At 51.7% G+C, this 13,842-nt stretch carries 4 protein-coding genes; all 4 read left to right on the top strand.

What is annotated here, in order from left to right; translation table 11 throughout:
• Positions 1-79 precede the first annotated feature (79 nt).
• The 4 genes from ABXS88_RS00980 to ABXS88_RS00965 all read left to right on the top strand — a co-directional run bounded on the left by ABXS88_RS00980 (position 80) and on the right by ABXS88_RS00965 (position 13,721).
• Positions 80-6,106, top strand: a complete 6,027-nt coding sequence (locus ABXS88_RS00980) for an esterase-like activity of phytase family protein (protein WP_353673341.1) — start codon at positions 80-82, stop codon at positions 6,104-6,106.
• A 120-nt stretch (positions 6,107-6,226) separates the two neighbouring features.
• Positions 6,227-9,391 carry a choice-of-anchor I family protein gene (locus ABXS88_RS00975; protein WP_353673340.1) on the top strand — a complete coding sequence of 1,055 codons (3,165 nt, stop codon included), beginning with the start codon at positions 6,227-6,229 and terminating at the stop codon, positions 9,389-9,391.
• Between the two features lie 256 nt (positions 9,392-9,647).
• On the top strand, positions 9,648-13,193 hold the full coding sequence (smc, locus tag ABXS88_RS00970; RefSeq protein WP_353673339.1) for a chromosome segregation protein SMC: 3,546 nt from the start codon (positions 9,648-9,650) through the stop codon (positions 13,191-13,193).
• Between the two features lie 3 nt (positions 13,194-13,196).
• On the top strand, positions 13,197-13,721 hold the full coding sequence (locus ABXS88_RS00965) for a YqeG family HAD IIIA-type phosphatase (protein ID WP_353673338.1): 525 nt from the start codon (positions 13,197-13,199) through the stop codon (positions 13,719-13,721).
• Positions 13,722-13,842: the final 121 nt, after the last annotated feature.

Here is a 13,842-nt window from a genome sequence, read left to right as displayed (position 1 = left end):
AATGTGTTAGTGCCTATCCTGATTCTCAGCTCTTCAAGAAGGCAGGATAAGGGCCGGCTCAACTATCACACAGGACATCATGACTATTAATAGTGGTTCTAGCCTTACTACCAATTTAGAAACCTTTGAATTTAAGAATTTGCCCACCATCGGAACAACAACGGCGGGGCAGGAACTTTTCCTCGGTGGTTTTTCCGGTCTGTTCTATGAGGGGACGGCCCCCAATGGCAACCTAAAGTTTGTCACCCACACTGACCGGGGCCCCAACGGGGAACCAACGGGTAGTAATCGACCCTTTTTATTGCCTGACTTCAGTCCTGAAATTGTGCGATTTGAGCTCAATCGTTTAACAGGAGTCGTTACCATTACTCAGCGCCTTAGTCTCAAACAAGCGGATGGTACGCCGATTAGCGGCTTGCCGAATTTATCCGTTACTGGAGGCAACGGTAATACCCCCTACAACGACGAAGTGCCCGTGGATCTGTTTGGTAATGTAATTACCCCCTTAGACAATCTGGGGGGCGACCTAGAAGGTATTGTGGTCAATCCCACGGATGGCACCTTCTGGATGGTGGATGAATACCGTCCTGCTATCTATCACTTCGACACAGAAGGAAAACTAATCGATCGCTTTGTTCCCGTCGGTACGGCCGCCGCGGTGGGCCAAACCCCTGGCGATTTTGGGGATGAAGTCTTGCCAGCCGTCCTAGCCCAGCGTCGTCAAAACCGGGGTTTTGAGGCCGTGGCCCTGAATACCGATAACGGCAAGCTCTACGCCTTTGTCCAGAGTCCGCTCCGTAATCCCGCAACTCTTTCTAACGCAACCCTCAATGGCCTGAACAATATCCGCATTGTCGAATTTGACGTGGCCACTAAAACAGTGACAGCAGAATACCTCTACCGCATGGATAACCTCAACCTAGGGGGCGGTGATAATACTCGGGCCGATAAGATCGGTGATGCTGTATACATTGGTAATGGTCAATTTTTGGTGGTAGAACGTGACGACGATGCCATTGATAGCGATCCTCTTGCCACCATTGAGAAAAAAGTCTATCGCTTTAGCCTAGACGACGCTACCAATATCCTTGGTAAAGACGCCCCCATTGACCTTGGTGGCGGCACCCTTAAAACTATCGACCAGATGACTCCCGCTGAATTAGCCAGCCAAGATATTAACCTCGTCAACAAGGCCCTGTACATCGACTTAGCCCAGGCCGGTTACAACACCGTCGAGAAGGTAGAAGGTCTGACTATCATTGATGCCAATACAGTAGCGGTGCTCAACGATAACGACTTCCGGGTAGCAGGAATTACAATTGATAATGCGACGGGAACCTTCACCCTAAACGACAACTACACCCCTGAACCAGCTCTACTTGGCGTGATTAGCACTACTCCTAGTGATGGCAGTGTATCATCCATTGATTTATCTACATACGTAAGAATTGGTCGCTATGACTTACCGGAACCTACTCGCACCACACCACCGGATAGTACTAGTCTCCTGGCCCAAGAAGCTTCTGCTGTTACCTACAACTGGGATACAGATACGTTATTTGTCATTGGGGATGGCAGCACTTCTATTGTTGAGGTCAGCAAGACTGGTCAACTTATCAGCTCTATGACTTTAGCCCTCGGTAATAGCCCCCAGGGTACCGAATTTTACGACACTGAGGGCATTACTTATGTGGGTAATGGTCAGTTTGTGTTGGTAGAGGAACGATATCGGCAGGTAAGTTTGTTTACCTATGTAGCTGGCAATACCTTGACCAGAAATGATGTTAAAACCGTTGATCTCGGCACAAACATCGGCAATATCGGTATTGAAGGTATTTCTTATGATCCATTAACAAATGATTACATTGCTGTCAAAGAGGCAGATCCGGAAGGGATTTTCCAGACGGGCATTGATTTTAATAATGGTACCGCCACAAATGGATCTGCAACAGTCGAAAACTCTACCAATCTGTTCACACCAGCTTTAGGTAATCTGGAAGACTTCTCTGATGTTTTTGCCCTTTCTAATTTGCCCAATTTGAATGGTCAAGCTGATTATCGCAATATCTTAATCTTGAGCCAGGAATCAGGCAAAATTGTTGAAGTCGACCGTTCTGGAAAGATTCTTAGTTCTTTAACCCTTGTCTCTGATACAGATAACCCCTTAAGTATTGCTGATCAGACCCATGAAGGGCTGACCATGGACAAGAATGGTAATCTTTATGTCGTCAGTGAAAATGGCGGTGGGGACAGCGATCATCCTCAGCTTTGGGTTTACGCGCCATCCGACGTAGCAAATACAGCACCCACTGCCGTAGTCTTGAACAGTCCGGTTGTATCTATACCAGAGAGTACTTCCGTGGCTTCTCGTATCAAGCTGGCTACCATTGCAGTTACAGATGCAGACGGAGTTGGAAGCAATAATCTGAGCTTATCGGGAGCCGATGCCAATGTTTTTGAAATTATTGGTACTGGTTTGTATCTCAAGGCAGGAACTGAACTCAACTATGCCAAACAATCCAGCTACGGTGTCAAGGTCAATGTAGATGATCCTGCGGTGGGAACGAATACGCCTGATGCCAGTATTGATTTCACACTCCAGCTAACGGACGTTAATGGGGGTAGCGGGTCTTTAATCATCTCCGAAGTAGCTCCCTGGAGTAGCGGCAACAGCCCTGTGGGGGCGGATTGGTTTGAGGTGACGAATATTGGCAACAGTCCAGTCAATATCACGGGTTGGAAGATGGATGACAATTCCAATTCTTTTAACTCCGCGGTGCTTCTCAATGGTGTAACTACGATTGCAGCAGGGGAGTCAGTCATCTTTATTGAAAGCTCCGATCCTACTACGACTATCACTAACTTTAAATCGGTTTGGTTTGGTAATACACCCCCCGCCAACTTACAGATTGGAACCTATCAGGGGTCAGGGGTTGGTCTCAGTACAGGAGGAGACGTAGTTAATCTGTTCGATGCTAATGGAATAGTCAGAGCCAACGTAGCCTTTGGGACCTCCCCTACCGGGCCCTTCTCCACCTTTGATAATGCGATCGGTTTGAATAATGAAGCCATCTCCCAGTTAAGTAGTGTTGGTGTTCAGGGTGGGTTTGTGGCAGCAAACGCTGCCGACGAAATCGGCTCTCCGGGAACAGTCGGGACCGGTGCTATTCCTCTAGTATCGATTATTGCTATCGATGCAGATGCGGCTGAAACAGGTAACGACACCGCTACGTTTCGGGTTTCTCGCACCCTCAACACCCTTACCCCACTGAGTATTAACTACACTATCGGGACAGGGGTTGGTCAAGTTTCGACAAATGACTATACTGCAAACCCGGCCCTTACAGGAGTAATTACGATTCCCGCTGGTCAGTCCTTTGCAGACATTACGATTACTCCCGTAGATGATGCACTCCAAGAAGGTGATGAAACCCTCACCCTCTCTCTGGGTGATACCGGAAGCTACGATGTTGGTAGCGCTGGCAGTGCGACTATCACGATTGCCGACAATGATAATAATGCCTCGTCCTTTACCTTGCAAATCCTGCACTACTACGGCGAGAGCGGGCTGCTCGGTGTCGAAACGGCTCCTATTATGGGGGCCTTGATTGATAAATTTGATGACCAGTACGCAAACACTCTTGTCTTGGGAGAGGGAGATAGCTACATTCCTGGCCCCTGGCTAGTGGGAGGAGCCGATCCCTCCTTGAATGCAATTCCCAGCATTCGTAGCACGGCCCTAGGTCGCCCCGACATTGCCATCATGAACATCTTTGGCACTGATGCTTCGGCCCTGGGAAATCATGAGTTTGACCTCGGTTCACCGGTGTTGCAGGGCGCGATCGCCTCGTCGGGTACTTGGGTGGGCGCTCAGTTCCCTTTGATCACCGCCAATCTGAACTTTGCAGCGGATTCCTCCCTACGCGGTCTAGCGGATGCAAGTCTGGGCGGTACGTCTACCAATGCTTTTGCCGGACAGGAAGCTAGTGCCATCAAGGGCAAAATTGCGCCCTACGCGGTTGTTACCCAGAACGGCGAAAAAATCGGGATTGTGGGAGCGACCACCTACGATCTACTCAGCAAGAGTTCTCCCAATGGCACCGTCCCTAAGGATGATGGCAATCCCTCTACCGATGATCTTCAGGAAGTAGCTGTTTACATCCAGGCGGCGGTGAACGCTCTTACCGCTCAAGGTGTGAACAAGATCGTCATGCTGGATCAGTTAGATACACTTGATCGCAATAAGCTCCTGGCTCCCCTGGTTTCCGGGATTGACGTGATGGTGGCTGGTGGCGGCCACGAGCGCATGGGCGATGCAACCGATACCCCTGCTGCCTTCAACGGCCATGACGCTGACTTCATTGCCGATGCCTACCCGATTGTTACCGCTGGGTCTGACGGTAAACCCACACTGATTGTCACCACCGACACCGAATACACCTACCTTGGTCGTTTAGTAGTGAACTTCGACAGCAATGGTGAAATCATTTTTAACAACCTGGATCCGGTCGTCAATGGAGCCTATGCCTCTACGGAGGCTACTCTCCAAGCTGCTTACGGAACAACTAATAGCGCTAGCCAGATCATCGCCTCTAGTACGATCGGCTCGCAAGTGAAGCAAATTGTGGATGCAATCGATAATGTCATCATTACCAAAGATGGTACGATTTGGGGCTATACCAATGTGTATCTGGAAGGTGATCGGGTGTTTGGCCGGACTCAGGAAGTCAACCTGGGGAACATCACCGCTGATGCCAACCTCTATGCCGCTCAACAGGCCCTTGGTGGTGGGTTTGTTACCTCCCTCAAGAACGGTGGTGGTATTCGGGCCTCCATTGGCTCCATTGCAGAAGATGGCACAAAGGTTCCACCGAGTGCCACTAATGTAAAACCGGTGGGCGGAATTTCGACCCTGGACATTGAAAACGCTCTGCGATTTGACAACAAACTGATAGTGTTCGACACCACACCCCAAGGACTGAAGAACATCCTTGAGTTTGCCGCAGGCCTCTCCAGTGGCCCCAGCCAGCAGAATGGTGGCTATATGCAAATTGGAGGGATTCGCGTCTCCTACGATCCGGATAATCCCACTGGCAGCAAAGTTAAGAGTATTGCCCTCATAAATCTGAGCGGCAATGAAACGGCTGTGATATATCAAGATGGAGCATTTAATCCAGATGCGCCCAATACCATTCAAATGGTTATTCTCAATTTCACTGCCAACGGTGGGGATGGCTATCCGATCAAAGAAAATGGCAGTAACTTCCGTTATCTACTGACAGACGGAACATTGAGTGCTCCGCTTGATGAAGCGCTTGATTTCACTGCTCCCGCTAATGTGCCTGTCAATGCTTTGGGTGAACAGAAATCTTTCCAAGACTACTTGCAGGAGTTCTATGCAACACCAGGAACTGCCTATGGTGTTGCTGACACCCCTGCTTCCCAAGACCAACGGATTCAAAACTTGAACTTCCGCGAAGATACGGTGGTTGCCCCCACAGGGAATTTGGTCACGGGCTCTCCCAATGCAGATGTCCTTCTGGCTGGCCAAGATCTTGTTGGTATCAAGGACATTCTGTTTACCGGGGCCGGTAATGATCAGGTAGATGTGATCATTGGTGGCCAAGGCCGGGGCAATAATCGAATCAACCTTGGTAGTGGGGCCGATACTATTGATGTTAGTAACGGCGACCGTGCTTTTGGCAGCACTGGTAATGATGTCTTAGATGCCACGGATGCGTCGGGTTATCGTCTCTCCGGTGGGGCCGGTAACGATGACTTTTTCCTCGGTACCAATGGCCAGGTCATTGGGGGTGACGGTAATGACCGCTTCTTTGTCCAGGCCGGTGGTGGTAATATCCTCTCCGGTGGCGCCGGGGCCGACCAATTCTGGATGCTGACGGATAGCTTACCCAGTTTCCCCAATACTATTGTTGACTTTACGCCCGGTACGGATGTGATCGGCATTGCCAACCAAGGGGCTAGCGTTGACTTTAGCGACCTCAGCTTCTCTGGCAATAACATTGTCCTCAATGGCGTGACCTTTGCCACCCTGACGGGTATTCAAACCAACACCCTGACAGCGGCCAGCTTTGTCTTTGTCTAATCCCCGAATGGGCAAGGCAATGCAGAATTAAAACTGTTAACCTGAGCTAGGGGAGTAGCTTAGTTCAGGTTTTTTTCGATAATTCGATAGATATACTGAGTTTTTTAGGATCTAGGAAACATGACCACAACGCAAGGAACTCCCGGCAATGACCTGTTGATCGCAGGCCTTAATTTTGATGGCTTTCAGGACTTAGTACTCGGTCTAGGTGGCAATGATGAGATCGATGCCGGCAGCGGTACCGGCCGCAATATCCTCAGTGGCGGGCCGGGTAATGACACTATTTTTGTAAATAACACTGACCGGGCCTATGGTGACGAGGGCGATGATGTCCTCGATGCTGGGGATGGCAGTGGCAATAATGCCCTCTACGGGGGCCTGGGCAATGATGTTTTATATGCTGGGACAGGGGACAAGCTCTACGGCGGGCCGGGCAATGATACCTTCTTTCCGGGCTTGGGAAGTAGTACTTTTTGGGGAGGCACTGGCCTAGACCGCTTTTGGTTGGCCGTTGCTGAAGCACCAAATCCTTTCAATACCGTCGTGGATTTCACCCCCAATAACGATCAACTCGCCATCGCCTTGACGGGAGTTAGCCAGCTGAGTGACTTGACCTTTAGCCAGCAAGGCGCTGATACCCAAGTCAGCTTAACCAATGGGGGCCAGGTGCTGGCGCTCTTAAAAGGTGTGAATGCCAATCAGTTGAATGCGGGTAATGTTTTAATCAACCCTGAAACCCCCAACGCCCCAACGACCCCCAGCGATAACAGCGTCATCCAACTCAGCGTCTTGGGGACCTATGCTACGGGTCGATACAATGAATCGGCAGCGGAGATTCCGGCCTATGACCCAGCGACTCGCCGCCTGTTTGTGGTAAATGCCCAAAACAGCAAAATAGATGTGCTAGATGCGAGTAACCCCAGCAATCCCACGCTGATTACTTCTATTGATATTAGTCGTGTGACGCAGGGAGGGTCTCCCAATAGTGTGACCGTCAAAAATGGTCTAGTAGCGATTGCAGTTCAGGCAAAAGATCCCCAGGCCAATGGCCAAGTGGTGTTTTACCAGGCCAGTAGCCTGGATTTTCAACTGCCCCTCAAAAACGTCACCGTCGGGGCCCTGCCCGATATGCTAACCTTCACACCGGATGGTAAGAAGGTCTTGACGGCGAACGAAGGGGAACCGAATGAAGCCTACACCATTGACCCGGAAGGCTCGGTTAGTATTATTAACCTGAGTAATGGCGTCAATAATGCCCAGGTCACCACGGCAGGTTTCACGGCCTTCAACGACCAAAAAGCAGCCCTGCAAGCCGCAGGTGTTCGGATTATTGGCCCCAATGCTACAGTTGCCCAAGACCTGGAACCGGAATATATTGCGGTATCGCCGGATGGTTTAACTGCAACTATTACCCTGCAAGAAAATAATGCCCTTGCTTTTCTCAATCTTGCAACCGGTACAATTACCAACATCAAACCCTTGGGTTTAAAGGACTTTAATCAGTTTGGCAATACTTTCGACCCTAGTGACCGGGATGTTAACTTCCCCCTGGCAGGCAGTACGGGGGCCATTAATTTGCTGAATTGGCCGGTTTTTGGCATGTATCAACCCGATGGTATCGCCAGTTATAGCGTCAATGGTCAGGTTTATTACATTACAGCCAACGAAGGAGATGCTCGGATTCGGCCAACGGCCAACGGCATCATTCCTGGGGTTAATGAAGGCGGTATTTTCAACGAAGAAGTGCGGGTGGGTAGCAGTAGTTACGTGCTTGACCCGACGGTTTTTCCTAATGCAGCAGAACTCAAGCTCAATCAAAACCTTGGTCGCTTAACCGTGACGAACAAATCCGGGGATACGGATGGAGACGGCGATTTTGATCAAATCGTCATGTTCGGTTCTCGCTCTTTTTCAATCTGGGATGCCAATGGTAATCTTGTCTTTGACAGCGGAGATGACTTAGAACTCATTACGGCGGCTAATTTTCCCGCTAACTTTAATGCGAGCAATACCAACAATACCCTTGATGACCGTAGTGACAACAAAGGCCCTGAGCCGGAGGGCGTCGTCCTGGGCAAAATCAATGACCGTACCTACGCCTTTATTGGCCTAGAGCGGATTGGTGGAGTGATGGTTTACGATGTCACTAATCCAGTGACTCCTCAATTCCTCCAGTACATCAATAACCGTGACTTTAATACCGCGACTAATACCTCGCAGGCCGGAGACCTGGGGCCAGAAGGCCTGATTTTTGTTCCCGCCGTCGAGAGTCCAACCGGCAAGCCTATGCTGGTAGTGGCCAATGAAGTCAGTGGCACCTCAACCCTCTATGATATTGCCGTTCCTGGCCCTGCCGCCGTCAACACTCCCCCAACGGTGGTCAACGTGGCAATTACAGGGAACGAAGATAGTCTGATTCCCTTCAGCCTGGCCAACTTTACCGCAGGTTTTACGGACGTTGATGGCAACCCTCTAACCAAGGTCAAAATTGTAAGCCTGCCAAACAATGGCACTCTGCGCCTCGGTGATACTAATGTTGCGGTGGGCCAGGAAATTACGTCTGCGGCAGTAGAAACCCTGACCTTTGCCCCCAGCCCCAACTTTGTGGGAACGACAAGCTTTAGTTGGAATGGTTTTGATGGCACGGTTTATGCCACGAATCCAGCCCAGGCTTCTATCACTCTCAATAACCAACCCGAGTTTATCTCGATTAGCACGAATGCTCAGGTGGCCTATATTGCCTACTATGGCCGTCCCGGCGATGTCCAGGGCCTAAACTTCTGGAATAATATTCTGATCCAGAGTAACTTTAGCTACGCTCCCGTCAATGGCGACTTTCTCACGGGTAATGAGGCGGCTACCTACAACAATTTTGTTAACTCCTTTGGCAATTCCGAAGAGGCCAATCGTCTCTACGCTGGAAAAACCGACGGGGAAGTGATTGACTTCATTTACAATGCGACCTTCAATCGGACTCCAGAAGCGGGGGGCAAGGCCTTCTGGGCGGAACAGTTAGCCAATGGCAACCTCACCCGACCGGAACTGGCCCTGCAGATTGCTCTCAACGCCAAAAATGACGATGTCAACCAGCTGAATAACAAAATTGCCAGCGCTGGCCTATTTACTAGCTCCATTGACACCCCCGAAGAGTTGGCGGCCAATCAAGGGGCTCGCAATGAACCCTTTAGCCGGCAATGGCTTGATCCCTTTGGACTGGCGGTTAGCACCCAAATCCAGGTGAATTCTGGTCTGAATGCCTTGGTGAATAATATTCCCTTGGTCTAGATGGCCCTCGATGATACTTTTTCAATTTTGATACTGAAATGCTGAATCGGCTGGGGACTTCCCCAGCTTTTTTCGTTAGGGGCCAGTAATACCGGTGCTCCCAATTAAGGCTACAGATTTTTACCCCTCCGCCTGCGGCACCTCCCCTTGGCAAGGGGACAGTGGGGTTAGTTGTGTCGTTAAGCTGAGTTCAGGTTTGATACACTGAGTATGTTCTTCGGGCTACTTCACTGGGACTCGGACAGCCACAGGGGCAATGGTCTACATCAAGCGTATTGAACTTTCGCACTTCAAATCCTTTGGCGGGACAACGGCCATCCCCCTGCTTCCTGGCTTTACCGTAGTGTCTGGGCCCAATGGCTCTGGCAAGTCTAATATCCTTGATGCCCTGTTATTTTGTCTGGGCCTAGCCACCTCCAAGGGCCTACGGGCTGAACGTCTCCCGGATTTAGTCAACCATAACCATAGTCAACAACGGGGCAGTGCTGAGGCCGTGGTGACTGTCACCTTTGATTTGGAAAATGGCCAGGACTGGACCGTCACCCGTCGCCTTAAAGTAACCAAAGGGGGGAACTATTCTTCGAGCTACAGCATCAACGGTGAAGCGGCAACGGTGGCGGAACTCCACGAAGAGCTGAGCCAACTGCGCATCTATCCCGAAGGCTATAACGTGGTGCTTCAGGGGGATGTCACTCGCATTATTACCATGAACCCCAAGGAGCGTCGGGAAATTATTGATGAACTGGCGGGGGTGGCGGAATTTGACCGCAAAATTGTTAAAACCAAGGAAACCCTAGAGGAAGTCCGGGAACGGGAAGAGCGCTGTCGCATCATTGAAACAGAACTTCTGCGTTCCCTAGAGCGTTTAGCTGCTGACCGCATCAAAGCCGAAAAATATCAGAAGCTGCGGGGCCAGATTCAAGAAAAGCAACGTTGGGAAAAGGTCTTGCACTACCAGGCCAACCAGGCCCAGCAACGACGCTTAGAACAGCAATTAGAAGCTGATACAACGGCCCTGGCCCAACTAGGACAACAAATCCAGCAGATTCAAATCGAAATCCAGGGCCAGCAGGGAGAATTTGAGCAATTAAACGCCCAGGTCAAGGCCCTGGGGGAAGAAGAACATTTAGCCGTAGCGGCCCAACTGGCCGAACAACGGGCCCAGGGGCAGCAGTTAAGCCAACAACAACAGCAATGGGAACAGCAGGAACAGCAAGCCCAGACGGCCCTCCAGCAAGCCCAGCAGGGCCTGGCCCAACTCCAACAACAATTCCTTGACCTCACTCAAGAGGCCTCCTACTTTAGCCGTCAGACCCTGCCCCAACTCCAGGCCGAGCGCAACCAGGCCTGGGCCGACCTGGAACACCTACGCCAGCAATCCCTGGCCATGGCCGAACGGGCCACCACCGGCGTGGAAGAACAAACCCGCCTCAGCCAAAGCGTCAGTCAACTCCAGGCGGAACTAGCCCCCAAGCGCAGTGAATTGGCCCAGTTGCAGGAGCGATACCAGCAATTACACAACAACCTGACCCTGGCGGAACAGCAGACCCAACAAGTCCAGGGGGAATTGGCCCAGCAAACGATTCTCCTGAGCCAAGGAGAACAGGCCCGGCAAGACCTAACCCAGCAAGTCCAGGCCTTGGCCGGCGAGATCAGTCAACGGGAGCAGGAACGCAGTCTGTTGGAAGAAACCCAGCAACGGCTATTGCAGGAACAACGGGAAAAGCAACGGCAATTGGACAAACTAGAAGCGACGCGCCAGGCCCAGCAGGAGGCCCAGGGAACCTACGCCACCCAGATGATCTTGCAGTCTGAACTCCCCGGTATTTGTGGCCTGGTGGCCCAACTGGGCCAGGTCGAAACCTCCTATCAACTGGCCCTGGAAATTGCCGCCGGGGGCCGCTTGGGCTATGTGGTGGTGGAAGATGATGGTGTGGCCGCCGCCGCCATTGCCCTGTTAAAACAATCCCGGGCGGGCCGGGCCACCTTTTTACCCCTGTCTAAAATGCGCTCCCAGGGCCGGCCCCAGTCCTCTCCCTTGCAAAACGTTCCCGGTTATATTGACTTGGCGGTGAATCTCGTCCGCTACGATCCCCGTTACCAGGGTATTTTTAACTTTATCTTTGGCCAAACCGTTGTCTTTGAAGACCTGGACTTGGCCCGTCCCCACTTGGGTCGGCAACGGATTGTGACGCTCGAGGGGGATTTGTTGGAAACCAGCGGGGCCTTGAGTGGGGGTAGTCGGCCTCGACGTTCGGAATTACGATTTGGGGCCACCACGGCCGAGGATTCCACGGAGGTACAGGGCCTAAAACAACGATTGGGGGATATTCAACGGGTGTTGGCCCGGCAGGAGGAACGCCTCCTCACCCTGAAGGTGGATCTGAAGGAACTGGGGCAACGCTTGAACGAGGCTCGGCAACAGTTGCGGGAACGGGAACTCACCCAACAACAGGGCCAACGGGAGCAAGCCCGCCTCCAGCAACGCCAGCAGGAGCTAAGTCATCAAATTCAGCGCTACCAGGCAGAATTAGACCAGGGCCAGGGCCGGTTGCGGATTTTAGGCTCAGAAATTCCCAGTCTTGAACAACAACTCCAGGTCGAGCAAGCCCACCTCACGGCTCTTGAAGCCTCCCAGACCCACCGCCAATGGCAGACCCTACAAAACCAAATTCAGGAACAGGAAGGTGTCTACCGTCACAAGGAAAGTCAGTTAAACGCCGGCGAGGCCCGACGACTGGATTGGCAAAATCAGGCCCAACGCCTGGAGGAGAAAATCAGCGAAACCCAGGCTCTTCTGCGCCAGTATCAGCAACAAGGCGATGACTACCAAGAACGTCAAGCTCAACTCCAGAGCGAACAGCAGGCTCTCCAACTCCGCATCCAAGATACCGAGCAACAATTGGCGGCCATTGCCCAGCGCCTGGGCAGTACCAAGCAGGCCCGCGACCAAAAGGAAGCCCAACTCAAGGCCCTGCAAGACCAGCACCAGCAAGCACTGTGGCAACAGGAAAAACGCCAGCAAAGCCAGCAGGCCAACCGTGAGGCCTTGGCCCAACTCGTCCTCCAGGGCCAGGCCCTGCAGGCGGAACTCCCCGATCCCTGGCCCGATATGCCCGACCTGGCCGATACCGATCCCCTGACGATCAACTACGAGGCCCGACTGGAAGAATTACAAAAGGAAATCCGCCAGGCCCAAAAGCGCCTAGAGGCCATGGAACCCGTCAACATGCTGGCCCTAGAGGAACACGAAAAAACCCAGGCCCGCCTTGATGAACTGACGGAAAAACTGCGGACGATCGAAGGGGAACGGACAGAACTCCTGCTTCGCATCGAAAACTTTACCACCCTGCGTCAGCGCTCCTTCCAGGAGGCCTTTACGGCCGTGAATGAAAATTTCCAGACCATTTTTGCCGAACTCTCCGATGGCGACGGCTATCTACAATTAGATAATCCCGAAGACCCCTTTAGCGGCGGTCTTAATCTGGTGGCCCATCCCAAGGGCAAGCCTGTCCAGCGCCTCAGTTCCATGTCCGGGGGAGAAAAGTCCCTGACGGCCCTGAGCTTTATTTTTGCCCTGCAACGCTACCGCCCCTCGCCCTTCTACGGCTTTGACGAGGTGGATATGTTCCTGGACGGGGCCAACGTAGAAAAACTCTCGAAGATGGTGCAAAAACAGGCCCAACAGGCCCAGTTTATTGTGGTAAGTTTACGTCGTCCGATGATCGAAGCCGCCGAGCGAACTATTGGGGTTACTCAGGCTCGGGGGGCCCATACTCAAGTGCTGGGGATTAAACTCTAACCTATGACCAAAGCCAAACTCCTGCAACCCGATTTTGTCCTGGGGAAAACCATTACTCATCTACACCCTGAAATTCTTCAGCGCTACCAGCTCAAGGGCCTGGTGTTGGACGTGGATGAAACCCTCGTTCCCTTTCGTGAACTCGATGTTTCTCCAGAGCTTCAGCAGTGGGTAGCAGAAATCCGGCCCCAAATGCCGATTTGGCTGGTGAGTAATAACTTGAGCGAGGCCCGCATTGGTCGCATTGCCCAGAGCTTGGATTTACCCTTTCTGTTTGGGGCCGCTAAACCCTCGCGCCGTAAACTCCGCCAGGCCATTGACCAAATGGGCCTAGAGGTGGCACGCGTGGCCATGGTAGGGGATCGCCTCTTTACCGATGTCCTAGCCGGTAATCGTTTAGGTATGTTCACCATCTTGGTAGAACCGATGGTACTGGGGGATGTCCAACACCCTCGTTTTTCGATTCGCAATTTTGAAGTCTGGATTTCTTCTTTCTGCGGTGTAACCTTACACCATTCGCAACATTAGTTTACAAAAAAACATATTGCCATACAGAAGAACACAGAAAGAAATCTAAAAAAAAGATTAAGGATCAAGGAAAACACCGAAATTTCGGAGATATTAGTAATCAAATCAAATGGGGTCAGCC

Source organism: Synechocystis sp. LKSZ1 (genome assembly GCF_040436315.1).
GTDB lineage: Bacteria > Cyanobacteriota > Cyanobacteriia > Cyanobacteriales > Microcystaceae > Synechocystis.
This window is presented reverse-complemented; position numbering and strand designations above follow the sequence as displayed.

Excerpts from the sequence above, each read along its gene's own strand:
- ABXS88_RS00980 (WP_353673341.1), top strand. The coding sequence starts at position 80 with ATGACTATTAATAGTGGTTCTAGCCTTACTACCAATTTAGAAACCTTT.
- smc (WP_353673339.1), top strand. The coding sequence starts at position 9,648 with ATGGTCTACATCAAGCGTATTGAACTTTCGCACTTCAAATCCTTTGGC.
- ABXS88_RS00975 (WP_353673340.1), top strand. The coding sequence starts at position 6,227 with ATGACCACAACGCAAGGAACTCCCGGCAATGACCTGTTGATCGCAGGC.
- ABXS88_RS00965 (WP_353673338.1), top strand. The coding sequence starts at position 13,197 with ATGACCAAAGCCAAACTCCTGCAACCCGATTTTGTCCTGGGGAAAACC.